The sequence below is a fragment of the Arthrobacter sp. SPT-J7 genome (assembly GCF_059089965.1).
Genome location: NZ_JBNHFF010000006.1, coordinates 170852 through 196447, shown reverse-complemented (window position 1 = coordinate 196447; position 25596 = coordinate 170852). Strand labels below are relative to the sequence as shown.

Annotated in this window: 22 protein-coding genes; 15 read left to right on the top strand and 7 right to left on the bottom strand. The window is 65.7% G+C overall.

Annotation, left to right across the window (positions count from 1 at the left end):
- Positions 1-4: 4 nt before the first annotated feature.
- Positions 5-2497, top strand: coding sequence for a Tex family protein (locus tag AC5RWX_RS12200; RefSeq protein ID WP_494097485.1), 2493 nt, complete (start codon positions 5-7; stop codon positions 2495-2497).
- 470 nt (positions 2498-2967) lie between these two features.
- Positions 2968-3342 carry an Hpt domain-containing protein gene (locus AC5RWX_RS12195; protein ID WP_493944341.1) on the top strand — a complete coding sequence of 125 codons (375 nt, stop codon included), beginning with the start codon at positions 2968-2970 and terminating at the stop codon, positions 3340-3342.
- Between the two features lie 79 nt (positions 3343-3421).
- On the opposite strand, the gene AC5RWX_RS12190 is transcribed toward AC5RWX_RS12195, so the two are convergent.
- Positions 3422-4360 carry a response regulator transcription factor gene (locus AC5RWX_RS12190; RefSeq protein ID WP_494097484.1) on the bottom strand — a complete coding sequence of 313 codons (939 nt, stop codon included), beginning with the start codon at positions 4358-4360 and terminating at the stop codon, positions 3422-3424.
- A 122-nt stretch (positions 4361-4482) separates the two neighbouring features.
- Positions 4483-5886, bottom strand: a complete 1404-nt coding sequence (locus AC5RWX_RS12185) for an NAD(P)H-quinone dehydrogenase (RefSeq protein ID WP_494063057.1) — start codon at positions 5884-5886, stop codon at positions 4483-4485.
- Positions 5887-6056: 170 nt separating this feature from the next.
- On the opposite strand from AC5RWX_RS12185, the gene AC5RWX_RS12180 reads away from it, so the two are divergent.
- From AC5RWX_RS12180 to nhaA, 6 genes are all read left to right on the top strand, one after another.
- Positions 6057-6857: a purine-nucleoside phosphorylase gene (locus tag AC5RWX_RS12180; RefSeq protein WP_493957238.1), complete on the top strand. Its 801-nt coding sequence runs from the start codon at positions 6057-6059 to the stop codon at positions 6855-6857.
- Positions 6858-6868: 11 nt separating this feature from the next.
- Entirely contained in the window at positions 6869-8629 is a 1761-nt protein-coding gene (locus AC5RWX_RS12175) for a phospho-sugar mutase (RefSeq protein WP_494063058.1), read from the top strand.
- Between the two features lie 40 nt (positions 8630-8669).
- Positions 8670-8876, top strand: a complete 207-nt coding sequence (locus tag AC5RWX_RS12170; RefSeq protein WP_494063059.1) for a hypothetical protein — start codon at positions 8670-8672, stop codon at positions 8874-8876.
- 112 nt (positions 8877-8988) lie between these two features.
- On the top strand, positions 8989-9711 hold the full coding sequence (deoC, locus tag AC5RWX_RS12165) for a deoxyribose-phosphate aldolase (protein ID WP_494063060.1): 723 nt from the start codon (positions 8989-8991) through the stop codon (positions 9709-9711).
- Positions 9712-9743: 32 nt separating this feature from the next.
- A complete protein-coding gene (locus AC5RWX_RS12160; protein WP_493941215.1) occupies positions 9744-9974 on the top strand; it encodes a hypothetical protein in 231 nt (76 codons plus the stop codon).
- 238 nt (positions 9975-10212) lie between these two features.
- A complete protein-coding gene (nhaA, locus tag AC5RWX_RS12155; RefSeq protein WP_494063061.1) occupies positions 10213-11562 on the top strand; it encodes a Na+/H+ antiporter NhaA in 1350 nt (449 codons plus the stop codon).
- Between the two features lie 185 nt (positions 11563-11747).
- Here nhaA and AC5RWX_RS12150 read toward each other — a convergent pair whose 3' ends face one another.
- A complete protein-coding gene (locus AC5RWX_RS12150; RefSeq protein WP_493942492.1) occupies positions 11748-13265 on the bottom strand; it encodes a M20/M25/M40 family metallo-hydrolase in 1518 nt (505 codons plus the stop codon).
- 244 nt (positions 13266-13509) lie between these two features.
- Between AC5RWX_RS12150 and AC5RWX_RS12145 the strand changes: the two genes are divergently transcribed.
- The 3 genes from AC5RWX_RS12145 (at position 13510) to AC5RWX_RS12135 (ending at position 17295) form a co-directional block, all read left to right on the top strand.
- Complete coding sequence (locus AC5RWX_RS12145; protein WP_493942493.1) at positions 13510-13719, top strand: VanZ family protein; 210 nt, start codon at positions 13510-13512, stop codon at positions 13717-13719.
- A gap of 41 nt (positions 13720-13760) precedes the next feature.
- Positions 13761-15074, top strand: a complete 1314-nt coding sequence (locus tag AC5RWX_RS12140; RefSeq protein ID WP_494063062.1) for a UDP-glucose dehydrogenase family protein — start codon at positions 13761-13763, stop codon at positions 15072-15074.
- Positions 15075-15258: 184 nt separating this feature from the next.
- Positions 15259-17295, top strand: coding sequence for a M1 family aminopeptidase (locus AC5RWX_RS12135; RefSeq protein ID WP_494063063.1), 2037 nt, complete (start codon positions 15259-15261; stop codon positions 17293-17295).
- On the opposite strand, the gene AC5RWX_RS12130 is transcribed toward AC5RWX_RS12135, so the two are convergent.
- Positions 17292-17558 (bottom strand): SHOCT domain-containing protein, encoded by a 267-nt coding sequence (locus tag AC5RWX_RS12130; RefSeq protein WP_493940871.1) that lies wholly within the window; start codon positions 17556-17558, stop codon positions 17292-17294. The genes AC5RWX_RS12135 and AC5RWX_RS12130 overlap by 4 nt on opposite strands.
- Positions 17559-17936: 378 nt before the next feature.
- Between AC5RWX_RS12130 and AC5RWX_RS12125 the strand changes: the two genes are divergently transcribed.
- Positions 17937-18278, top strand: a complete 342-nt coding sequence (locus AC5RWX_RS12125) for a hypothetical protein (RefSeq protein ID WP_494063064.1) — start codon at positions 17937-17939, stop codon at positions 18276-18278.
- A gap of 4 nt (positions 18279-18282) precedes the next feature.
- Here AC5RWX_RS12125 and AC5RWX_RS12120 read toward each other — a convergent pair whose 3' ends face one another.
- Complete coding sequence (locus AC5RWX_RS12120; protein WP_494063065.1) at positions 18283-18612, bottom strand: MarR family winged helix-turn-helix transcriptional regulator; 330 nt, start codon at positions 18610-18612, stop codon at positions 18283-18285.
- A 204-nt stretch (positions 18613-18816) separates the two neighbouring features.
- Here AC5RWX_RS12120 and AC5RWX_RS12115 point away from each other — a divergent pair, with 204 nt between their 5' ends.
- Positions 18817-20598 (top strand): ABC transporter ATP-binding protein, encoded by a 1782-nt coding sequence (locus AC5RWX_RS12115; protein ID WP_494097483.1) that lies wholly within the window; start codon positions 18817-18819, stop codon positions 20596-20598.
- A 12-nt stretch (positions 20599-20610) separates the two neighbouring features.
- Here AC5RWX_RS12115 and mfd read toward each other — a convergent pair whose 3' ends face one another.
- Positions 20611-24195: a transcription-repair coupling factor gene (gene mfd / locus AC5RWX_RS12110; RefSeq protein WP_493944352.1), complete on the bottom strand. Its 3585-nt coding sequence runs from the start codon at positions 24193-24195 to the stop codon at positions 20611-20613.
- A gap of 137 nt (positions 24196-24332) precedes the next feature.
- Here mfd and AC5RWX_RS12105 point away from each other — a divergent pair, with 137 nt between their 5' ends.
- Together AC5RWX_RS12105 and AC5RWX_RS12100 are read left to right on the top strand one after the other, a co-directional pair.
- Positions 24333-24833, top strand: a complete 501-nt coding sequence (locus AC5RWX_RS12105; protein ID WP_494097482.1) for a DUF2505 domain-containing protein — start codon at positions 24333-24335, stop codon at positions 24831-24833.
- A gap of 16 nt (positions 24834-24849) precedes the next feature.
- Complete coding sequence (locus AC5RWX_RS12100; protein ID WP_493940864.1) at positions 24850-25071, top strand: SCO4848 family membrane protein; 222 nt, start codon at positions 24850-24852, stop codon at positions 25069-25071.
- Positions 25072-25133: 62 nt separating this feature from the next.
- Here AC5RWX_RS12100 and sufU read toward each other — a convergent pair whose 3' ends face one another.
- Positions 25134-25595 carry a Fe-S cluster assembly sulfur transfer protein SufU gene (gene sufU / locus AC5RWX_RS12095; RefSeq protein ID WP_493944353.1) on the bottom strand — a complete coding sequence of 154 codons (462 nt, stop codon included), beginning with the start codon at positions 25593-25595 and terminating at the stop codon, positions 25134-25136.
- Between the last annotated feature and the right edge of the window lies 1 nt (position 25596).

Genomic DNA, 25596 nt, shown 5'->3' with positions numbered 1-25596 from the left:
GCCCATGCGGCACAATGGATCGGTGACCGAAACATCCGCACTTGCACAGCCCGCCCCACCTACGACTCTGCCTCCGCTTGATCCGGCCGCCCTTGCTGCGCGGATCTATGCCCAGCTCGCCCAGGAGCTGGGAGTCAACATGTGGCAGGTCAAAGCAGCCGTGGAAATGCTCGACGGCGGTGCCACCGTCCCGTTCATCGCCCGCTACCGCAAGGAAGCCACCGGGACGCTGGACGACGCCCAGCTGCGAGATCTCGAAGAGCGGCTGCGCTATCTGCGGGAACTGGAAGACCGCCGTCGTGCTGTGCTGGAGGCCATTGCCGGCCAGGGCAAGCTGACCGCTGAGCTGGAAGCCGCCGTCAACGCGGCCGACACCAAAGCCCGGCTCGAGGACATTTACCTGCCCTACAAGTCCAAGCGGCGGACGAAGGCACAGATCGCCCGCGAGGCCGGGTTGGAGCCGCTGGCCGTTGGCCTGCTGGAGGATCCGTCGCAGGATCCCTTGGCTGCTGCGGCGCAATTCCTCAATCCCGAGCACGCCATCAACGAGCCGGCGGACGCCCTGGCCGGCGCCCGCGCCATCTTGGTGGAGCAGGTCAGCCAGGATGCCGATCTGGTGTCGGAACTGCGGGAACGGCTGTGGAAGCAGGGCCTGGTCCGGGCCGAAGTGCGCGATGGCCAGGAGGACGCCGGGCAGAAGTTTGCCGACTACTTCGACTTCGCCCAGGACCCCGCCGGCCTTCCCTCGCACCGCGTGCTGGCCCTGCTGCGCGGCGAGAAGGAAGGCGTGCTGAATCTGGATATCAGCGAGGGCAACCCCGCGGATCCCGCGGACTACGCGCAGGCGCGCGGCCGGTTTGAGAACGCAGTCGCATCGCGAATGGGCGTGGCGGATCACGGTCGGCCCGCAGACCGCTGGCTGATGCAGACCGCGCAGCTGGGGTGGCGCCGGATCCTGGTCAAGCTGGCCATCGATCTTCGCGTGCGGTTGTTCACCGCAGCCGAAGACGAAGCTGTCCGGGTCTTCGCCGCCAATCTCCGGGACGTGCTGCTGGCGGCACCGGCCGGAAACCGGGCCACCTTGGGGCTGGATCCCGGGCTGCGCACCGGCGTGAAGGTCGCCGTCGTCGACGGAACCGGCAAAGTGGTGGCCACCGACACCATCTACCCGCACGCTCCTGCCAAAAAATGGGATGAGTCTTTGGCCGTGCTGGCACGGCTGGCCGACAAGCACGCCGTCGAGCTCGTCGCCATTGGCAACGGCACGGCCTCACGGGAGACGGACAAGCTGGCCACCGAGCTGATCAAGCTGATGGGTTCCACCCGCAAGCTGCAGAAGCTGGTGGTCTCGGAGGCCGGTGCGTCCGTGTATTCCGCCTCCGCATTGGCCTCGGCGGAACTGCCCGAACTGGATGTCTCCTTGCGCGGCGCTGTCTCGATCGCCCGCCGTTTACAGGACCCGCTGGCCGAGTTGGTCAAGATCGACCCCAAGTCCATCGGCGTCGGTCAGTACCAGCACGATGTCACCGCCACCAAGCTGGAGCGTTCCCTTAACGCTGTGGTCGAAGACTGCGTCAATGCAGTCGGTGTGGACCTGAACACTGCGTCGCCGTCGCTCCTGTCCCGGGTGGCCGGGCTCGGCACGCAGTTGAGCGAGAACATCGTCGCCTACCGCAATGCCAACGGTCCGTTCGCCAAGCGCGCCGAACTCAAAAAGGTCCCGCGGCTGGGTGAGAAAGCCTTCGAGCAGTGCGCCGGCTTCCTACGCATTACCGGCGGGGCCGAGCCGCTGGATGCTTCCAGCGTGCACCCGGAAGCGTACGGCGTCGCCCGCAAGATCCTCGCCGCCGCCGGCACCACCGCCGCGGCAGCGGCACGAGGCGGCCAGTCCCTGGCCGTACTGGATCCCCAGCAGTTCGTCGACGAAAACTTCGGCCTCCCCACAGTGGTGGACATCATCTCCGAGTTGGAAAAACCGGGACGTGACCCACGCCCCAACTTCACGACCGCGACATTCACCGAGGGCGTGGAAAAGATTTCTGACCTTACTCCGGGCCTGGTGCTGGAAGGCACGGTGACCAACGTCGCCGCTTTCGGCGCCTTCGTTGATGTAGGCGTCCATCAGGACGGGCTGGTCCACATTTCCGCGATGTCGGACAAGTTCGTCTCAAATCCGCACGACGTGGTCAAGTCCGGCCAAGTCGTCAAGGTCAAGGTCTTGGAGGCCGATCCGGAGCGGAAGCGCATTTCGCTGACCCTCCGACTCGACGACGAAGTTCCCGCCGGAGAGCCACGCCGGCCGGAGTCTGCCCAGTCGGGACGTCCCGGAAGTGGCCGTACCGTCAAGGAAGGCTCACGGGCCGGCTCGGGTGGGGGCAGGCCCGGTCGCCGTGACGGCAAAAAGCCCAGCGGAAATGGTGGCCGTCAGGCCGGGACCGGAGCTTCCGCGAACACGGCCATGGCCGAGGCCCTGCGGCGGGCCGGGCTGGGGAGATAGATCCAGCAGCCCCAGCACCTTGCGCTGCCGGAGCACTCCCTCCGGACGATGCACAAGGTGCTGGGAAGCTGTTATCAGCGGATGGTGGACTTGCGGAGACTGGGCCCAGCCTGGTTCGGGCTGTGACCGCTGACACAACTATGGCCGACGCTTCCTAAGATCCGCATGAGGTTTCCGAAAGACTCGCTCAGTTTTCGCTCGGCCGGCCCGGTGCAGCAGCCCCTTGCCCAGGCGGTGCCGGCGACCGCAAAAACCGCCCGCGGAACACCAAAGTGTCGATCAATCTGCCGCGAACACCACGGCACGCACAAGTGGTGCTCAAGAGTTACCCAAGGTTGACCGCACCTGCCCAGGTTGGACTCGGCAATCGCCTACGATAAGAGGTAGTTCGATACCGCAACCAGTTGGAAGGAGCACCGCGCCATGCTCGATTCCGGGCGCCCCTCCGCTTCCGGCTCTGGGGAGGCGGCATGACTGCCGTTGCAGCCGAGGTTCCGCTGGTGTTGGACTACGTGCTGGAGAAACTGGCGACGGATCTCGGCGACCACGACGGCAGTATGCGCCGACGCTTCATCACCAACTACGTGGAGCTGTGGGATCACCGCTACGGCAGGGTGTCTGGTGCGGTGCTGGCACGCGATGCCGACGACGCCATGGATGCCATTCTCAGCTTGAAGATCTCCAGCAGCATGGTCGGGGCAGGACGGCTTGGCCGGATGGCAGAGCATTTGGAAGGGCTGGTCCACGGACAGCTGTTCGATGCAGCTGCTACTCTGCTGGATGAGTTGCGCGTCTGCGGGATGTCGACGACGGCACAGTTGCGCAGCTACCAGCTGGCGCAGTAACCACCGATCGGCCTCGCGCAACGAGTTCGTGCGACACGCGGCGGATGGATGCTGCCCGCTGCACCGTGAATGTGTGGGGTTACCGCTTCGGCGCCAGGCTGTAGCCCACGCCGCGGACGGTCTTGATCCAGCGGGGGGCCTTGGTATCGTCGCCGAGCTTACGGCGGAGGTTGGCCATGTGCACTTCAATGGTGCGCTCGTCGGAGTCTGAAATGTAGCCGCCGGTGTTGTACGGCTCGTTGCGCAAGCGTCGAACCAGATCAGCCTTCGTCCGCACCACGCGTCCGCTCTCCATCAAGGCGTAGAGCAGGTCGAATTCGCTGCGGGTCAGGTCCAGTTCGCGTCCGGAGCGGATGACCGTACGCGCACGGCGGTCCACCACAATCCCGTTGTGCTCCAGCACTCCGTCAGCGGGCGGGACCGCCGCGGCCAGGACTGGCTCGACGGCGGCCGCGACCGCAAGCGCCGTCCCGCCTCCGGCAGCGGCCGGAACCGGTGCGCCGACGGACGGCGACAGCTGCAGGTCGGATTGCCCGCCGTCGCCCAGCCCGGCAGCTGTGAGGGCGGGTTCCGGCATTGCAGCGGCGGCAGTGGCCGCCACCCCGGGCGCCGCCCCGCTGGCCGCGCCGCCGTCGTTATCCTTGGTGGTGCGCGGGCGCCGCAGCATGGCGGTGATCCGGGCGCGCAGTTCCCGGGGGCGGAACGGCTTGGTCAGGTAATCATCGGCACCGGTTTCCAAGCCCAACAAGGTATCCAGCTCTTCGGCCCGCGCCGTCAGCATGATGATGTAGGTGTCGCTAAAGCGCCGCACCTGGCGGGCGACTTCGAAGCCGTCGATGTCCGGCAGGCCGAGATCAAGGGTGACGACGTCGGGATTGTGGCGCTTGATCGCGGCCACGCCTTCCATGCCGGAGGAAGCAGTATGAACCGTGAATCCGGAGCTGGACAGCACCGTGGAAATCAACTCCCTGATGTCCAGGTCGTCCTCCACAATGACGGCAGTTCGCTGCTCGCTCATTCCTTGTCCCCCAACTAATCTTCTATGATTCATCGTTTCAATCACTACTTATTGGTGATTGTAGTCGCATAGTCAGACAAATTGGTGCACTTAAAGCCGGAATGACGGCGGAAGTCTGCCGCCTAGAGATGGACGTGCAGGCGCCGTGCAGCCTCGGAAATCGAGCCGGTCAGCGACGGGTACACCGTGAAGGTATTGGCGACGTCGTCCACGTGCAGCTTCTGCGTGACGGCCAGCGCGATCGGGAAGATCAGTTCGGAGGCCCGCGGGGCCACCACCACTCCCCCGATAACCGTGCCGGAGCCGCGGCGGGCGATGATTTTGACGAAACCGTCGGAGACATTCATCATCTTGGCCCGCGCGTTGGTATTCAGCGAAAGTTTGATGATGTCACCTTGATACCGGCCGGAGGCAACATCTTCCTCGGTGACACCGACCGTCGCAATTTCCGGACTGGTGAAGATATTGGACGCCACCTGGGTGAGCTTCAGCGGCTTGACGTAGTCGCCCAGCAGGTGGGCCACGGCGATCCGGCCCTGCATGGCGGCCACAGAGGCCAAGGCCAAGACGCCGGTGCAGTCGCCTGCCGCGTAAATGTTCGACGCCGTCGTGCGGGAGACGCCGTCCACCTTGATGTGGCCGCTCTCGGTTAGCGCCACCCCGGCCTCTTCCAGCCCGAGCCCGGCGGTGTTCGGCACGCCGCCGACGGCCAGCAGGCAATGCGAGCCCTCGACCACGCGCCCGTCGGCCAGGGTGACCAGCACGCCGTCGTCCGTCCGTTCCACAGCCGCGGCACGGGACTTGGACAGCACCGTCATCCCGCTGCGGGCGAAGACGTCTTCCAGCACAGCAGCCGCGTCCGCATCCTCCCCCGGCAGCACCCGGTCACGCGAGGAGACCAGGGTGACTTTGGTGCCCAGCATCCGGTAGGCGGAGGCGAACTCCGCCCCGGTCACGCCCGATCCGACGACGATCAGGTGTTCGGGAATCTCGGTCAGGTTGTAGACCTGGGCCCAGTTGAAGATGCGTTCGCCGTCGGGCTTGGCGGTGGGCAGTTCCCGCGGCGTCGCGCCGGTGGCCAGCAGGATGGCGTCGGCTTCCACCGTCTGCGTCCCGGATTCGGTGGTGACAACGATCGCGTTCGGCCCGGAGAGCTTGCCCTCGCCCAGGATGACCCGCACACCGACACGCTCCAGACCGCGATGGATGTCCGCCGACTGGCTTTCGGCGAGCTTGAGCAAGCGGTCGTTCACGGTACGCAGATCGGCGTAGGCAGCCTTCGAGTGCTCATCAAAGCGAACGCCCAGGTCATGGGCGCTGGCCACCCGCCGCATCGCATCCGCGGTGGCGATCAGGGTCTTGGACGGGACCACGTCGGTCAACACGGCCGAGCCGCCGAGCCCTTGCCGCTCGATGATCGTCACCTTGGCGCCGAGTGAATTGGCCACCATGGCCGCCTCGTACCCGCCGGGGCCCCCGCCCAGGATCGCTAGACGTGGGGCACTGAAATCTATTTGGCTAGTCACGCCCTTCATTGTGTCGCATGCCCCCCACGGCCTCAACCTGCATGGCGGCCGGCAGCGGCGCGGCCGCCGTTTTGCGGCCGGCCGGGGACTTCCGGAATGCCCACATCGCCGACGGCGGTGCCGTGCCTTCTGCTTTCAGCAGCAGTTGGGCACCGGGTAGGTTAAGTGCTGTGACTACAGATCCCTTTGAACTGGCAGCTGAGGCCGCCGCTTTCCTCGCGCAGCAGACCGGTGTTGACAGCCATGATGTGGCGCTGGTGCTCGGCTCCGGCTGGGGCGAAGCCGCCGACCTCATCGGCACCACGACGCATACGATTCCGGCCGCGGACATCCCCGGGTTCTCCGCCCCCGCCGTCGAGGGCCACGTGGGCACCATCCGGTCCGTCCTCACCCCGGACGGCAAACGTGTTCTGGTGCTCGGAGCCCGCACCCACTACTACGAGGGCAAGGGAGTGCGGGCCGTCGTGCACGGCGTCCGCACCGCCGCGGCGGCCGGCTGCAAGACCCTGGTCGTGACCAACGGCTGCGGCGGACTCAACCCGGCTTGGGCACCGGGTACGCCGGTGCTGATCAGCGATCACATCAACCTCACCGCCGCGTCACCGCTGGAAGGGGCTACGTTCGTTGACCTGACGGATCTTTATTCGGCGCGGCTGCGTGCTTTGGCCCGCGAGGTCGACCCAAGCCTGGACGAAGGTGTGTACGCACAGTTCACCGGCCCGCACTACGAGACGCCGGCGGAAGTGCAGTACGCCAAGCGGATCGGTGCCGATTTGGTCGGCATGTCCACGGCGCTGGAGTCCATCGCCGCCCGCCACGCAGGCATGGAAGTATTCGGCATTTCGCTGGTGACCAACCTGGCAGCCGGCATCAGCGCCACACCGCTCAGCCACGCCGAGGTCATCGAGGCGGGACAGGCCGCCGGACCGCGGATCTCCCGGCTGCTGGCCGGCATTGTCGCCAAGCTGTGAACCGGGGCGAGATGACCGCGACAACCGACGAGCTCAGGGCCGCTGCCTCGGCCTGGCTGGGGACGGACCCCGACCCGCAGACCCGGCAGGAATTGCAGGACCTGATATCAGCTGCGGACGGCGCTGGCCCGGAGGCGGCAGCGGCCCGGACCGAACTCGCTGACCGCTTCTCTGGCACTCTCGCCTTCGGCACGGCCGGGCTACGCGCCGCCCTGGGCGCAGGTCCGTTCCGGATGAACCGGGTGGTGGTGCGCCGGACCGCGGCCGGCTTGGCCCGGTTCCTGCTGGACACCGCCGACGGCGCCTACACCCCGCGCGCTGTGGTCGGCTTCGATGCGCGCCGGAACTCGGATGTTTTTGCCGCCGAGTCCGCGGCCGTCTTCACTGCCGCCGGCATCGAAACCTTCCTCATGCCGTCGGCCCTGCCCACGCCGGTCCTGGCGTACGCGGTCCGGGCACTGGGCTGCGAAGCGGGCGTGATGGTCACCGCCAGCCACAACCCCGCCAACGACAACGGCTACAAGGTCTACTTGGGCGGACGTGCCGTGGACGAAGGCGGACGCGGCGCCCAGATTGTGGCACCCTACGACGCCGAAATTGCCGCCCGGATCGACTACACCCCGGAGCTGGAATCGATCCGCTTGGCCGAGGACGGCTGGACGGTCCTGCCCGACGCGATCGCCGGCGACTACACCGCGGCCGTGACCGCTCTGGCCAACCCCCGGCTGTTCCCCGAGCGGGAACTGAAGATCGTGCTCACCCCCATGCACGGGGTGGGCGGAGCCACCATGCGGGCCGTCCTTGAGCAGGCCGGATTCACCGACGTCACGATGGTGGCCGCGCAGGCAGATCCGGATCCGGATTTCCCGACCGTGGCCTTCCCCAATCCGGAGGAAGCCGGAGCCATCGACCTGGCCTTGGAGACCGCCGCGGAAGTCGGTGCCGATCTGGTCATTGCCAATGACCCCGACGCCGACCGCGCCGCCCTGGCGGCCAAAGATCCGTCAACCGGCGCTTGGCGGATGCTACGGGGCGACGAGGTGGGCGCCCTGCTTGGCGCGCACATGGCCGCACGTATCGCTGGCCAGGACCAGCTGGCGCCGGAAAACGACAGGGCCGGCCACAGCCGGTTCTTCGCCAATTCCATCGTCTCGTCCCGGTTGCTGGGCAAGATCGCGGCCGACGCTGGCGTGGACCACATGGAGACCCTCACCGGCTTCAAATGGATTTCCCGCGTCCCTGGGTTGGTCTATGGCTATGAGGAGGCCCTGGGCTACTGCGTGGCACCGCATCTGGTCCGAGACAAGGACGGCATGTCCGCTGCCCTGCTGCTCGCGGAGCTCGCCGCCGACCTGCAGGCGTCTGGCCTCACCCTCTTCGATGCCCTCGACGACTTGGCCTTGCGGTATGGGCTGCACGCCACCGACCAGCTCAGCGTCCGGGTGGACAACCTGGCCCTGATTCCCACCATGATGGACCGGCTCCGCGAGCAGCCGCCCTCGTCATTCGCCGGGTCCCCGATAGCGGCCCGCACGGACTTGTCCCTGGGCAGCGAAGCCCTGCCGCCCACCGACGGGATGTTGTTCCTTAGCCAGGACGGTACCCGTGTGATCATCCGGCCCAGCGGTACCGAGCCCAAGCTCAAGTGCTATCTGGAGGTGGTCCGGCCGGTCGAATCCGCCGAGCAATTGCCGAGCGTCCGCGCCGAGGCCGCCCAGCTGCTGGAAGCCATCAAGGCGGAGATCCGCGACGCCCTCGGACTGGTGGAATAACACCCTTTTGCGCCCCGCACGACTGTGGGACCATGCTGCCATGGTCATCGAAGACGACTATTCGCCAGCTTCGCGGGACAGGCACCCCAGCCCCGACGACAAGCCGGAACATCGGGCCTCGGAGGAACACATCCCGGTAGACGACGAGCGCGCCATCGCCCGCCGGCGGAAGGACGCCGAGGACAAACTCGAGGAACACCGGCGCGAGGCCGAAAAGCACGGCCATCCGACGGGCGGCAGGCACTGACCGGTACCGGCCCTGCGTCCCCTGCCGGCGGGGCGGTGCGCCGAGCCCGCACCAGGTGTGCACGATATGCAAGGATGGATGTTCCTGGACCCAGCAGATGAAAGGGATGGCCATGTCTGAAGACAGCACACCCGGATCCGCGCCGAGCGAGACCTATCACGACCCGACGTCGATCGCTTCGGTCATCGACCATACCCTGCTGAAGCCCGAAGCTTCCCGCGAGGACATCCTCACCGTATGCGAGGAGGCGATGCAATACCGCTTCGCCGCAGTCTGCGTGAATCCCCTGTGGACCGCCCTGGTGCACAGCACACTCAAGGGTTCCGGCGTCAAGACCTGTTCCGTCATCGGCTTCCCGTTCGGCGCCACGCCCACCGATGTGAAGGTTTACGAAGCCCGCGGCGCCAACCTGGACGGCGCCGACGAGATCGACATGGTGATCAACATCGCTGCCGCCCGCGCGAACGACCGCGACACGGTCCTGGCTGACATAGCAGCGGTGGCCGAAGCCGTCCATGCCGGCGGCGCCATCCTGAAGGTCATTCTGGAAACCCATCTGCTCTCGGACGAGCAAAAGCGGATGGTATGCGAAGCCGCGGCCGAGGCCGGCGCGGACTTCGTCAAAACCTCCACCGGCTTCAGCGGCGGTGGGGCCACCGCCGAGGACATTGCGCTGATGCGGGATGCTGTCGGGCCGCACCTCGGCGTCAAGGCTTCCGGCGGCGTGCGCTCCATCAACGACGCACGCGCCATGCTCCGTGCCGGCGCAACACGAATTGGCGCCAGCTCATCAGTGGCTATTGTTAAGGGTGAGCAAGCCGCCGGCGGCTACTGATGCCGCATCGCACTACTGAGGAGAAACACCCCATGCCAGCCCATCCCAAGCAGCGCACCCATTCGGGCGAGGGACATTTGGTCAGCAATCTCATCACGTTCGTGATCATCATGCTGGTCTTCTTCGGTTCCCTGTATGCCTTCAGTTTGGAATCGGTGATCGGCCCCATCCCGGCATTCGCCATCGGACTGGGCCTGTTCACGCTGGCCTTCTTCATTCCCAAGCAAATCATGGGGCGGGCCGACACTTACCACAAGGCCTAAGAAGGCATCTAAGCTTTCCCGGGCGCGCAGCCAAGGGCACGGCAGGATCAGCCCCTTGGATGCGCGCCCGGCGCTTTTTAATCACGACGGCGGTGTGCCTGCTCGCGGTCCGCGTCCAAGCCGGTGCGCACTGCTGCCCGGTTCACCGGCGTGTAAACTGGCCTACGGTGTGACGGGAAGTCTGGTCGTCGGGTAATTGAACGAGCCCTCAGGGGCGACCAACCGTCAGGAGCCATGCATGGCCACTCCCCCGCCTCCCGCCCAAAAGACCATCCTCGGCCGCGGCAGCTATCCCGAGTTCCTCCGGATCAGTGAATTGCTGCGCAAGGAAACGGTCGGCGGGATCCTGCTGCTGGTCGCAACCGTCGCGGCACTCGCCTGGGCCAACTCCCCGGCAGCCGACAGCTATTTCGCGATCCGTGATTTCCAGATCGGCATCGAATCCCTGCACCTGAACCTGAGCCTCGGCCACTGGGCTTCGGACGGTCTGCTGGCGATCTTCTTCTTTCTGACCGGCCTGGAACTCAAGCGCGAGTTCGTGGCGGGCGACCTCCGTTCCCCCGCCCGCGCCATCGTCCCCATCGCCGCGGCCTTCGGCGGCGTCGCGGTGCCTGCCCTGGTCTTCGTTATCGTGAACCTGAGCGCCGGGCCCGAAGCCCTGCGCGGCTGGGCCATCCCGACGGCCACAGACATTGCCTTCGCCGTCGCTGTCCTGGCCGTGATCAGCTCGCACCTGCCCAGCGCGCTGCGGATCTTCATCCTGACCCTGGCCGTGATGGACGACCTGATTGCCATCGCCATCATCGCGTTCTTCTACTCCTCCGACGTGCAGTTGCCCTACCTGTTGTGGATGCTGCTGCCGCTGGGCGCCTTCGCGTTCCTGACCCATAGGTTCCCCAAGTTCTTCGCCCAACACCACCTGGCCGCCTGGGTCATCCTGCTTCCGCTCGGCATCGTCACTTGGGCCCTCATGCATTCCTCCGGAGTGCATGCGACAGTCGCGGGCGTGCTGCTCGGCTTCATGGTCCCGGTGCTGCGCAGCAAGAAGCACGGCGGCCCGGACGCCGGCCCCGGGCTGGCCGAGCAACTTGAGCACCGCTTCCGGCCCCTCTCCACCGGGTTCGCGGTGCCGGTCTTCGCGTTCTTCGCTGCCGGGGTGGCCCTCGGCGGCTGGGAAGGCATCAGCCGCACCTTCACCGATTCGGTGGCCATAGGCATTGCGGCAGCACTGGTGATCGGCAAGCCGCTGGGCATCATGCTCACCACCTGGCTGCTGACAAAGTCCACCAAGGCCAGCCTGGATCCGTCGCTGAAGTGGATCGACGTGCTTGGTGTTGCGGTGCTGGCCGGCGTGGGCTTCACCGTGTCCTTGCTAGTCAACGACCTGAGCTTCACCCTCGGCTCCGAGCACCACGACCACGCGAAGGTGGCCGTTTTGGCCGGCTCCCTGGTCTCCGCCCTGCTGGCTGCCGTCCTCCTGCGCGCCCGCAACCGGCACTACCGCCAGGTCGAGGAGTTGGAAACCGCAGATGCCGACCACGACGGCGTGCCGGATGTGTATCAGCAGGACCCGCGCGCGACCAGCTGATCCGGGGTGGTTCCGGCTCGTTTCGGCGGCACGCTGACCTTGAGCAGCGTGCTCGGAGCCGGCACGACGTTCCGCGATTCAATCCCGCAGCGGGCGAAAAGGGAGGCCGCCCGGAGGCGGCCTCCCTGAGCCAGATGCCGGCGTCAAACCGCCGGTGCCGGCACCTGGCCGGACGATGCCTGACCTTACCGAATGGCCTGATGGCCCTTGAACTCCATCTTGGAGCCGGCGCCCTTTCCATTGCCCTTCGCGGTGCCGTTGACCGCCGAAGTGGTCTCCGCGAAAGTCAGCGTGGCGTGCGCAATCGCATCGGCCATCTGTTCAAGAACAACGGGGTCAACGTTGTCCACCGTATCGCAGGGCGTGTGGTAGCAGGGATCATAGGGATCGCCTGCCGTGCCGCCGTAAATGGCTGCTTGTTCCGGAGTCTTGATCCCTTCGGCACCGGTGAACAACCCGCCCGCGGGGATGCCGTTGTTGATGAATGCGAAGTAGTCCGAGCGGCCGTCGAAGGCCGTCGGCTCCGTGGCCAGCCCCTGCGAGGCGAAGTAGTCCTCGAAGATGCGCTCGACATTGGAGGAGCCGTTCGGCCCGGTCTGTCCGAACGCGTCGCCGTCTCCGTCGTAAACGAAGCGGACGGCGTTGGGTGAACCTACCATGTCAAAGTTCAGGTTCAGCGCGTGCTGCTTGATCTCCTTCTTAGTCAGCTGGGAGACGTAGTACTCGGAACCGAGCAAGCCGTCCTCTTCAGCGCCCCAGAAGGCGAACCGCACCCGGTTTCGCGGCTCATCGCCGCTGGCTGCGATCTGGAGCGCAGTCTCCAGAATCGCCGCGGTGCCGGAGCCATTGTCATTGATGCCCGGGCCTTCGGAGACCGAATCCATGTGGGCGCCGACCACCACGGTGCGGTCCGCGCGTCCGGCCGTATCGGCCAAAATGTTGAACGTCTCCGTCTGGACAATTTCGGCGTCCACCGCGATGCGCAGTTCCAGACCTTCCGTGCCGGCCAATTCGGCGCCGAGATCGAAGCTGGTGGTTACCGCCGGGATGGTCTGGGGCGTGCCCAGCGTGCCGGCGAACAGTTCGAGCCGGTCCGGTGTGCCGCCGTTTCCTTGGTTGAACAGCACCACGCCCGCAGCTCCCGCCGCCGCTGCATTCGACACCTTCGTGGCAAAGTCGCAGGTGCCCCGCTGGATCAGCGCGATGTTTCCGGCGGGGAAGCCAGCAAAATCGGCGGTCTCACAACCACTGGTGGACGCTCTGTCCCCCGCCAGATTGATATCCACGGCCGTTACCGGTGCGGTGACGTCGCCGGATCCTGAGTAATCCATCCCGAGGAAGTCCTGTTCCGCCGTGTAGACGGTGGGCGTCGGTGCAACCTGTTCGAAGTCTGCGCTGTTGAGCACAAAGCGTTCGTAGGAGAATGTCTGGCGGACCGGCGTGTATCCGGCGGCTCTCAGTTGCGATTCGATGTACTGCGCCGATGCCTCGTACCCCGGTGTACCCGCGGCGCGGTTGCCGCCATTGGCATCGGCCACGTCCTGCAGGGCCTGCAGGTGGTTAAAGATGTTCTCTGCGGTGACAGCCTCCCGCAGCGCACTGGTATTCGTTCCGTTGTCGGCCTGGGCTGGCAGCCCGACACCGAACGCCAAAGCGGTAGCGGCGGTGATGGCCGCTCCGCGCCTGAGACGGTGGGTTTTCATACTGGTTCCTCCCATAGGTGCGATGACGGACCTCGCTATCCCCGTAGCAAGACCCTGCCCGGAAGCTACCCGATCTGAAGCAATTGCAAAAGAGTTTGTAACTGTTTCGATGCGGAAACGAACAAAAAAGAACTAAATCTGTCGGCGCTGCAGCGCGCGGGCGCCCCGGACTGGTTCGACTACAACTTGATCGAGTCCGGGGTCAACGTTGTGATGTTCATCCCGCTCGGTGTACTAATTCGCCTTGTTGCTACCGTCTGCACTGCGCTGGCTGACGCCTGCAGGAGCGTTGCTGTTTTCCGCCGCCATCGAATGGTGCCAGGAGACGTTCCTGCCCGGCCGTCATACGTCGCTGCAGGACGTCTGGGTGAACACACTGGGTGCCGCGCTTGGCACGGTGCTGGCGTATGCCTGGCTGGAGCGCCGGCGCAACCGGCGCCCAGTAACACGATAAAGTCGAACTAGTCTCTCTCACCGCACAGACAAAGGACCAGCATGCGTATTTCCGTCATCGGGTGCGGCTACCTCGGCGCAGTACACGCTGCCGCCATGGCCAAGCTTGGCCACGACGTTGTCGGCATCGACGTGGACGAACGCAGAATCAGCGAGTTGCAGGCCGGTCGTGCCCCGTTCTTCGAGCCGGGGCTGCCGGAATTGCTGACCGAGGTCCAGAAGACCGGACGGTTGACTTTCAGCACCGAGATGGCGGATGCTGCCGGCGCCGTTGTGCACTTCGTGTGTGTGGGCACGCCCCAGCGCAAGGGCGAGAATGCCGCCGACCTGCGCTACGTCGACGCCGCCTTCACCTCGCTGGCTGAACACTTGAACCCCCGTGACGTGGTTGTCGGCAAGTCCACCGTGCCGGTGGGCACCGCCGCGCGGTTGGCCGATGAAGTCCGGGCGATGGCCCCGGAGGCAGTACTTGCCTGGAATCCGGAATTCCTGCGCGAAGGCCATGCGGTGAAGGACACGCTGACCCCTGACCGGTTCGTCTACGGCGTGCCCGCTGGACCCACCGGCGAAGCAGCCACTGCCGCCTTGGACGAGGTCTATGCGGTGCCGTTGTCGCAGGGGACCCCCCGGCTGGTGGTGGACTATGCAACGGCAGAACTGGTCAAGACGGCCGCCAACTCCTTCCTGGCCACCAAGATCTCCTTCATCAACGCCATGGCCGAGGTGTGCGACGCCGCCGGCGCGGACGTCACCGCCCTCGCCGATGCGATCGGCATGGACGAGCGGATCGGCCGCAAGTTCCTCAACGCCGGGGTGGGCTTTGGTGGCGGCTGCCTGCCCAAAGACATCCGGGCGTTCATGGCCCGCGCCGGCGAACTCGGGGCTGACCAGGCCCTGACCTTCCTGCGGGAGGTGGATGCGATCAACATGCGGCGCCGCACCCGCGTTGTCGAACTGACCCGCGAACTGGCCAGCGGATCGCTGATCGGGAAACGGATCACCGTCCTGGGTGCCGCGTTCAAGCCGGAGTCCGACGACGTGCGGGACTCCCCTGCCCTGTCCGTTGCCGCGCAGCTTCAGTTGCAGGGCGCCACGGTCACGGTCACCGACCCAGAGGCACTGGCGAACGCCAAGCAGCGTTTCCCGGAACTCAGCTATGAGCCGGATACGAAGACCGCGATTGACCGCGCCCATGTCCTGGTGCTCCTGACCGAGTGGAAGGAATACCGCGAACTGGATCCGGCCGCCGTCGCCAACCAAGTCACTGAGAAGAAGATTCTGGACGGACGCAATGTGTTGGACCCCGTGGCCTGGCGCGAAGCCGGCTGGACGTTCAAGGGAATTGGACGCCCGTAGCGTTTTTCCAAGTTCCGCATTCCAGAATGGGCCTGTACAGCCAGCCTGTACGGGCCCATTGCCGCATCCGTTGACAGGGGCCCCGAACAGGAGCATGTTAGGTGGATGGCCAGCGCCAAAGCCGCCGACCCTAGGTCAACATGGGTCGGGTCCAGATGTGCCGGCCGATGGGGGGGGACATCGAATGGTGGTTCGGAGGGGCTTTGCCCTCGCCGCGGCTGCAGCCTTGGGGCTGTCAGGTCTGTCACTGACCGCAGAACCAGCCGTCGCAGCCCCGGATCCGGGCCACCACGTCTATGAGCCCGGCGCCACCACCCTGCACGACGCCTACTTCCCCGACGCCGGTAACGGCGGCTACCAAGCCACCCACTACCAACTGGACCTGGAGTACAACCCGCCCACCGATCAGCTGAACGGCAAGGCCACCATCACGGCGCAGGCCACGCAGGACCTTTCGGCGTTCAGCCTGGATCTGGATGGGCTGGCCGTCCAGTCCGTCAGTGTCAACGGGCAGGGCGCCCGATTTGACCGGACCGGCAGCAAACTCGCCATCACTCCCGCCCGCGGCGTGCCGAAAGGCCACCGCTTCACCGTGACGGTGGAGTATTCCGGCGTTCCCCGCACCCTTGCTCTCCCCGGTCCCGCCGGCTTCATTCATACCGACGACGGCGCACTAGTCACCGGTCATCCGAGCAGCGCCCCCACCTGGTTCCCGGTGAACAACCACCCCAGCGATCCCGCCAGCTACACCTTCAACATCTCGGTGCCGGACGGCTGGCAGGCTGTGTCCAACGGCTTACCGGGCGGAACTGAACAGAAGTCGGGCCGCACCATCTACACTTGGCGGGCACCTGAGCCGCTCCCGCCCCATCTGGCGACCATCGCCGTCGGGCATTTTGATCTGGCGAAGTACACCAAGGACGGCATCAGGTACGTGGACGCCATGGACCCGGCGTTGAAGAAGACGGTCATTCCGCGTAACGGGGACGGTCTAGCCTGGTCGCAAACCGACGACGCCAGCTACAAACGCCTCACCCGCACGGTCAGCGTGCCCGAGGCCGGCGCGGACTTCTCCTTTTGGATGCTGCGCGACACCGAGCCCGGCTGGGACTACGCGTTCGTCGAGGCGCGCACTCCCGGCGAGGACAACTGGACCACGTTGAAGGACACCACCGGATTCGCGGAGAACGGCACCGGGAATTCCTGCCCGGCCTGGCACCAGGTGCATCCGTTCCTGAAGCATTACCAGAAGGACGACGGCGCCGGCTCCTGTTCAGCGCAGGGGTCCACCGGGCAGTGGTGGGCTGCCACCGGGACGAGCGACGGCTGGGAGCATTGGGAGTTCGATCTGGCTGACTATGCCGGCGAGGACGTGGAACTTTCCATCACCTATGCCAGCGACATCACCGGACAGAACGACGGCGTCTTCGTCGAGGACATCAAGGTGTCCGGAGCCGACGGCTCCACGTCCTTCGACAACGACGGCGACCGCTGGGACGGCTGGACTGCCAAAGGAGAACCCAAGGGCAGCCGCACAAACGGCAACGAATGGACGGCCGGGAGCAGCACGCCGCCGTCCCAAAGCTACAAGATCCAGCAGTCGCTGGATAAGCAGCCGAAGATGGTCAAGTTCCTCTCCTCCGTGTTCGGCAAATACCCGCTGAAAAGCGCCGGCGGCATCGTGGACAACGTGGAAGGGCTGGGGTACGCCTTGGAGACCCAGGGCAGGCCGGTCTACCCGATGGATTACTTCTACAGCGAGGCCAGTGGCGACTCATTTATTGTCCGGCAACTCGCCCTGCAGTGGCTCGGCAGCCAGTTGCCCGTCTACCGGTGGCAGGACAGTTGGCTCAACCAGGGCTTGGCAAGCTACGCGCAATGGCTCTGGGCGGAAGATCAGGAGCCCGGGAGCGCCCAGGACAGTTTCGACTTTTATGCGGGCATTGACGCTGCAGACCCGTTCTGGAAGGTAAGGCTGTCCGATCCGGGGGCGGACAACCTGTTTTCCAGCAGCCTGCAGACCCGCTCGGCCATGGCCCTGCACGCGTTGCGCATCGAAGTCGGCAACAAAGACTTCGACAAGATTGTGCGGCAGTGGGTTAAGGACGGTTCAGGCTCCCCGCAGGATTTCCGGAAGCTCGCCGAGGATATTTCCGGCAAGGACCTGCGCCGGCTGTTCAAACAGTTCGTCGCTACCGCGGGGAAACCAGGGGTACTTTAGCGGTCCTCGCCCAGCACCCGCAGACCTTCACGGTAGGCGTCAGCGGTCAGCTCGCCGCGGGCAAACCGCTGGTCCAGAATCTGTCTCGCCGTGCTGCGTCCGTGCGGCCTTTCCATCTTCCCGGCGGCCGCGGCCACCGCAACCGCATCTTCAACACTGCCCGGGCGCAAGCCCATGAAAGCCCGGACCACCAGGACGGCCAACATGCCCACGATGGCCAACAGCAGAATGCCGAACAGCCACGCCAAGCCCATATCTACCATGATGAAGCACTCCTTCGATCACGACGGAACGATGGCTTTAAATCCGTTCCCATAGCGTCAGGATACGCGTCGGTCCCGGGAACAAACAGGGCCAATCCATCACAATAGGATTCCGTCGGCACTGCCTGCTTGGTTGGCAGGATTCCCCCGGTTTCCGCACCGGCACCGCGCCCTGGGCGCCCCGAGTAGCACCGCGCGGCTCCATCTGCTGGCCGCTGGCCGTAAATGATGCGGCATTGAGATGTTCAGCACCCATGGCTTCCCCGGATTCCGCCAGCTCCAGACATAGGATGGCTGTAGGCACCATCCCGTGTAGATCACCGGGCCACTGTGCTGTCCAACCTTCCTGCCCCGGATGCCCGGTTGAAAGTCGAGTTAATGAGCCCCACTGCCGACGGCACGCCCTTCCCGCGCCGCCGCGACGTCCGCACCGGCGCCGCAGAACCAGCCCCGCCCACCGGGATGATCCCAGTGGTCCCGTTGGTCACCGCACCGTCCGGAACCCCCCTGCCTGCCCGCCGCGAGCTGCGCACCGGCCTCATCCAGGTGGTCCCGCCGGCCGCCGGCCAGGCGGGCGGCACCACCCGCTACGTTCGCGCGGAGGTCCAGCCTGAACCCAGCGCCCGGCGAAGCAAAGCCCGCGGGACCGTATGGGCAGTGGGCACCGCTGTCGTGCTTGCCGCTGCGGCTGCCGTGTTGTGGTTCATGTTCGGCCGCTAGGCGTTTAGCCTTCTGCTGCTATCAGCTTGCCCAAAAGCGCGGAGAGTTCGGAGCGCTCCGCTGTAGTCAGGGCGGCAAAGTATTCTTCCGCGTGTTTCACTTGGATTTTTCGGATGGCCTGGCCCATCTCCCGCCCTGCCTCGGTCAGGGCAACCACGGTGGCCCGACGGTCTGTGGGATCAGGCTCGCGCACGCACCAGCCTCGCTCCTCCAAGCCGTCGACGATATCGGTGGCGGACCGCGGTGCTATCCGCAGCCGCTCGGACAGTTCGCCCAGGCGCAACGAGCCATGATGGTTGAGCATGCGCAGCGCGCGGGCTTGCGAGGGTGCCACACCCAGCGGGTCCATTTCTTGCCGAGCGCCCCTCCGGAGCTGGCGCGACACCGCCCAGAAAGCATCTAATAGATTCTCATCAGCCACAGGGAATAGGCTATCAACTTTCCCTGTTGTAGCCTCATAGTGAGGTAACCTCAGCAATAGGGCGTGTTCGCAGCCCCTGCATCATGAAACGAGGTGGTTCCGACGGAAACATTCGGAATGAACCCCGGCCGCGGTCCCCTGAAGGAACCGACGGCCACAGAAAAAGAACAAGCACGGCACGTTCCTCTCAAGCGGATTGTGGCCCTTTTCCGTCCGTACCGAGGACAGCTGACCCTGGTCACGGCCATCATCGTTGCTTCCTCGGCCGCCGCCATGGCCTCGCCGTTCCTGCTGCGTGCCGTCATCGACACGGCCCTGCCCCAGCAGCAACTGCCGCTGCTGGCCTTGCTGACCGCCGGCATGCTGGCCGTTGCGGCGATCACCGCCCTGCTCGGTGTCCTGCAGACCTGGATCGCCACCAAGGTGGGCCAGCACGTGATGCATAGCCTGCGGACCGACGTCTTCTCGCACTTGCAGCGCCAGTCCGTTGGCTTCTTCACCCGGACCCGCAGCGGCGAAATCCAATCCCGCATCACCCAAGACATCGGCGGCATGCAGTCCGTCGTGACATCCACCGCCACCGGCATCGCCACCAACCTGACCACCGTGGTGGCGACCGCCGTAGCCATGGCGGCCCTGTCCTGGCAGCTGTCGCTGATCTCGCTGCTGGTGATGCCGCCGGCAGTGGTGCTGACCCGCAAGGTGGCGAAAGTGCGGCGTGAGCTTACCGCCCGCCGCCAGCGGGAACTGGCTGACATGAATGTGACCATCGAAGAGTCCCTCTCGGTCAGCGGAATCCAGCTGAGCAAGACCTTGGGCACCGGCAACGACCTCGCGGCCCGGTTCTCTGCCTCATCCGAGCGGCTGACCGATCTGGAACTGCGTTCGGAATTGGCCGGACGCTGGCGCATGGCCACCATGAGCATCATCTTCGCCGCGGTACCGGCCGTCATTTACTTCGCCGCCGGGCTGCCCGGGGCCGCGGGGAACATCAGCATCGGCACCGTGGTGGCCTTCAGCGCGTTGCAAGGCGGGCTGTTCCGGCCGCTGCTCGGGCTGTTGAACGTGACCATCACCGTCACCAGTTCGCTGGCGCTCTTCGCGCGGATTTTCGAGTATCTGGACCTGCCGGTCGAGATCACCGAGCCGGCCTCGCCGACTCCAGTGGACGCCTCGCAGGTAGCGGGGCACGTCCGCTTCGAGGACGTCAGCTTCAGCTACCCGGACAGCGAGACGCCGGCCCTCCAGCAGGTGAACCTGGCTGTCCCGGCCGGTTCCACCCTGGCTCTGGTGGGTCCGACCGGCTCGGGAAAGAGCAGTCTGGCCGCCTTGGTGGCCCGCCTGCATGATCCGACGGCGGGGCGCATCACCATCGACGGCGTGGACCTCCGCTCCATGCGCCTGGCCGATCTGACACGCATCGTGGGAGTAGTCAGCCAGGACACCTACCTGCTGCACACCACGGTGCGCAAGAACCTGCGCTATGCCAAGCCGGATGCCAGCGATGCCGAAATCGAGCAGGCAGCCCGCGACGCCCAGATCCACGACCACATCGTTGCGCTGCCGGACGGATACGACACGATCGTCGGCTCACGCGGGCACCGGTTCTCCGGCGGCGAGAAGCAACGCATTGCCATTGCCCGCACGCTGTTGCGCAATCCGCCGGTGCTGGTGCTGGACGAAGCGACCAGCGCCTTGGACACCCAAACAGAGCATGCCGTGCAGCAGGCGTTCGACCGACTGGCTGCCGGCCGGACCACCATCACCATCGCCCACCGGCTCTCAACCGTCCGGAATGCGGACCAAATTGCCGTCCTCGAGGCGGGACGCATCGTGGAACGCGGCAACCACGAAACGCTGCTGGACGCTGACGGACGCTATGCAGCCTTGGCTGCCTGACCAACAGCGCCGCTATTCGGTGAAGACCGCGTCGACCACGCCCTGCGCCCACTCCAGGATCTGCCGGTCGGCCAAGTCCCTGCCGCCAATCCTGGCGGTCTTGGGCTTGGGGATCAGAATAAAGTCCAGCGCAGGTTTCACCTGCGAGCCCGGGTACATCCGGGTCAGCCGCATCACCTTGGACTCCGGCAGTGCCGCCGGCGCGAACTTGATGAAGTTGCCCTGCACCGCCACATCCGTCAGACCGGCGGCCCGGGCCCGGACCCGGAAACGTGCCACGGCAACGAGATTTTCCACCGGTTCCGGCAGCTCGCCGTAACGGTCGGTGAGCTCGGCCACCACTTCATCAATGGCTTCATCGGTTGCCGCCTGCGCCAGCTTCCGGTAGGCCTCCAGCCGCAGCCGCTCCCCCGGCACGTAGTCGTGCGGCAGGTGAGCGTTCACCGGGAGCTCGATCTTCATGTCGGCAACCTTTTGCTCGGTTTCGCCGCGGAAATCGGCCACGGCCTCGCCGACCAGCCGGATGTACAGATCAAAGCCGACGCCGGCAATATGCCCCGACTGTTCCCCGCCGAGCAGGTTGCCTGCACCGCGGATTTCCAGGTCCTTTAGCGCCAGCTGCATGCCGGCGCCCAGTTCGTTGTGCGCCGCCACCGCTTTGAGCCGCTCCAGCGCCACCTCGCCGAGCGGTTTCTCGCCGTCGAACAGGAAGTACGCATACGCGCGCTCCCGGCCGCGGCCCACCCGGCCGCGCAGCTGGTGCAGCTGGGAGAGCCCGTACCGGTCCGCCCGGTCAACAATCAGCGTGTTGGCGTTGGAAATGTCCAGCCCGGTTTCGATGATGGTGGTGCAGACCAGCACGTCGAACCGCTTTTCCCAGAAATCGACGATGATCTGTTCCAGCCGCGACTCGCTCATCTGCCCGTGCGCCACTTCCACCCGCGCCTCGGGGACCAGTTCGCGTATCCGCGCCGCCTGCCGCTCGATGGACGAGACCCGGTTGTGCACGAAAAAGACCTGCCCCTCACGCATCAGCTCACGCCGGATCGCCGCCGTCGTCTGCTGGTCCGTGTAGGGGCCAACGTACGTCAGCACCGGGTGGCGCTCCTCCGGCGGCGTCGCCAGCGTGGACGTCTCGCGGATGCCGGTCAGCGACATTTCCAAGGTCCGCGGGATCGGCGTCGCAGACATGGCCAGCACGTCCACGTTGGTGCGCATCTTCTTTAGCGCTTCTTTATGTTCGACGCCGAACCGCTGCTCCTCGTCCACAATGACCAGGCCCAGGTCCTTGAACTGGACCTCTTTGGAGAGCAGCCGATGCGTTCCGATCACCACGTCGATGCTGCCGTTCTTGATGCCTTCCATGGTGTCCTTGGCTTCCTTGGACGTTTGGAAGCGGGACAACGCCTTCACCCTGACCGGGAACCCGGAGAAGCGTTCGCTGAAGGTCTCGAAATGCTGCTGGGACAGCAGCGTGGTGGGCACCAGGACCGCCGCCTGTTTGCCGTCCTGCACCGCCTTGAAGGCAGCGCGCACCGCAATCTCGGTCTTGCCGTAACCCACGTCGCCGGAGACCAGTCGGTCCATCGGAACTTCGCGCTCCATATCCGCCTTGACCTCGTTAATGGTGGTCAGCTGGTCGGGGGTCTCAATGTACGGGAACGCTTCTTCGAGCTCCCGCTGCCACGGAGTATCCGGCCCGAAAGCGTGCCCGCGGGACGCCATCCGCGCCGAATACAGGCGGATCAGTTCGCCGGCGATCTCCTTGACCGCCTTGCGGGCCTGGCTCTTGGTCTTGGCCCAATCGGAGCCGCCCATCTTGGACAGGACGGGAGTCTCGCCGCCCACGTACCGGGTGACCTGGTCCAGCTGGTCCGTGGGCACGAACAGCCGGTCCCCGGGGGCGCCGCGCTTGGACGAGGCGTATTCCAGCACCAGGTATTCGCGCATGGCCTTGGTGGGTCCCGCCCCGGTGGAGCGCTGCACCAGTTCAATGAACTTGCCCACGCCGTGCTGCTCGTGCACCACGTAGTCGCCTTCGGTCAGCTGCAGCGGATCCACGGCGTTGCGCCGCCGCGACGGCATCTTCCGCATGTCCTTGGTGGAGCGCGCGGAGGCCCGGCCCAGCAGGTCGGCTTCGGTCAGCAGGCCGAGCTTCAGCCCGTCGAAGACGAATCCCTTGCCCGTGCTGGCCGTGGTGATTTCGATAATCCCCGGCTGAGGCTCGTTCTCCAGCGATTCCACCCGCGTGGCCGGGATCTCCGCGTCGTGGAAGAGCTCGGCCATCCGCGAAGCGGGGCCGGGACCTTCGGTGGCCACCACCACGCGCCATTGGTCGCGCACGCGGGAACCAATAAACTCCATCATCTCGGCCACGTCGCCTTGGTAGCCCCTAGGTTCCCGGGCCGCGATGGTCAATGTGTCGATGTCCAGCACGGTTTCGTCGTCCGGGTTGAACGAGGTGATGGACCACCAGGACACCTGATGCTCTCCGGCGGCCGTACGTGTGTCGGCCAGGGAGCGGAAGCCGGCCTGCTCCAAATCCCCCTGCAGCGCCAAATCCAGCGGCGCGTCCCCGCCGTCGGACGCCGTGGCCCAGGCAGCGGCCAGGAACTCGTCGTTCGTGGTCTCCAGATCGTGTGCCCGGCTCCGCACCTTTTCCGGTTCAATCACGACGGCGATGGACCCGGGCGGCAGCTCACCGACGAAGGGCACCATGGCATCCACCAGCACCGGCGACAACGATTCCATGCCTTCGACCGCGATGCCCCCGGCGATCTTTTCCAGCATGTCAGCCGCGGCCGGCATCTGGTCCTTGAGTTTTGCCGCACGACTCATCACCGACGGGGTGATCAGCAGCTCACGGCACGGCGGGGCGTACAGCCGGGTGGGGTGTTTGACGTGTTCGCCGGCCAAGGACCGCTGGTCTGCCACGGCGAACCAGCGCATCGATTCGACTTCGTCGCCGAAGAATTCGATCCGCACCGGGTGGTCATCGGTGGGCGAAAAGACATCCAGAATTCCGCCGCGCACGGCAAACTCGCCGCGCCGGCTGACCATGTCAACCCGCGCGTAGGCCGCTTCGGACAACCGGCGGACCACATCGGTGAAAGCAATCTCGTCGCCGACCGCCAGCGAAACCGGCTGCAGCTCGCCCAACCCCTGGACCAGCGGCTGAAGTACCGCACGCACCGGCGCGATGACCACGCGCAGCGGCGCCGCGCCGTCGTCGTGCTTGAGGCGGCGCAGCACCGAGAGCCTGCGTCCCACGGTGTCCGATCGCGGCGACAGCCGCTCGTGCGGCAGCGTCTCCCAGCTGGGGAACTCCTCGATGGACTCGTCCGGCAGGTAGCTCCGCAGCGCCGCGGCCAGGTCTTCCGTCTCCCGGCCGGTCGCCGTCACCGCCAGCACGATGGGCGATCCACCATCCGATTCCAGCCCCTGCACCATCTCTGCCAGCAACGCTGCCCGCAACCCGGGCGGTGCACCAATCTGCAGGTCCTCGCTGCGCTCTGCCACGGGCCGGGCCGACTGCAGCCGCACCTTGGCGAACGAATCGTCCTGGGCGAGGGCTGTGCGCAGTCCGTTCAGGCTCATTGTTTCCATCTTCTTCCGGTCGGGGCGCAACACGAATACCCTCCAGTTCGCAAGAACTGAGGGTCAGAAATTCAACTTTACCGCGCACAGTAGGATGGATGCTGGCCCAACCAGTTCCGAGAATTCCGGGAGTCTTCATGGCGCTCAGCGCATCCACCACCCTGCCCTACCCCGCAGCCAAGGTGACCGAAACCTTTACCGACGAGGCGTTCTTGCGCCACATCAGCGAGTTGGTCGGCGGCTCATTGGAGTCCGTGCAGCGCGACGGCGACGTGGCCGGCGCCTTCACCCTGACCGTGGTCCGCAAGGTTCCCAGCGCGCGGCTGCCGGAAATCGCCAAGAAGATGCTGGGCGACTCGCTCACCGTTACCCAGACGGAACGGTGGCAGGCGCCCGCAGCAGACGGCTCGCGGACAGCCGACGTCACTATGAAGGTGGCTGGAGCGCCGGTGGACGTCAACGCCGTCCAGCACCTGGTGGCCGACGGGGACTCCACCCGCGTGGACCTGACCGGCGACGTGAAATCCTCCATCCCGTTCCTGGGCGGCAAGATCGCCGCCGCCGCCGAACCCATGCTGGGCAAGGCGCTGAACATCCAGGCGCAGCAGGCTGAGGCCTGGCTGTCCGGCCGCTCCTAATCCGGAAGCCGCAGAAGTGAATATTCCAGCAGCCCTGGCCTGGGTACTGATCCTCGCCGGAATATGGGCCCTGCTTGTCTGGGCGCCGCATCTTGTCCGGGTGTGGAAGGATCCCCGCTCCAAAGACGAGAAGGGGGCAATGACCCGCTACTTCACCATGCAGTTCATGAAGGCGTCCACCTCCATGATCCTTGGTGTTGCCACCTTGGTGATCGGCGTCCGCGGGCTAGCCGGGTAAGCAATCAGAACATACAGAGCCGGGCAGCACGATGTGTTGCCCGGCTCTTGCTCTGTCCTCGGTCAGTTCGCCGCCAGCAGCGCTTCCTCCAGCGCCACCCACGCCAGCATGGCGCACTTGACTCGTGCGGGGTAGCGGGAGACGCCGGAGAGCGCGGCGGCGTCACCGAGAATTTCTTCGTCGGCCTCGATGGTGCCCCGGGAACGCATTAGTTCGCGGAAGTTGTCCACCACTTTGAGCAGTTCTTCCCGGTCCATGCCCTGGGCCAGATCGCTGAGCACTGACGCGGAGGCCATCGAGATGGAGCAGCCCTGGCCGTCCCAGCTGATGGCAGAAAGCGTGACGGCAGCGCCGTCGTCGTGTACGGCAGCCCGCAGCGTGATTTCGTCCCCGCAGGTGGGATTGAGCATGTGCGACTCGCCGGACTTGTCCCCCGGCGGCGGATCGGCCAGCGGTGACCCGTTCCGTTTCTTGGCATGCTCCAAAATGATCTGCTGGTACAGCTGCTGCAGTTCAGCGCTCACG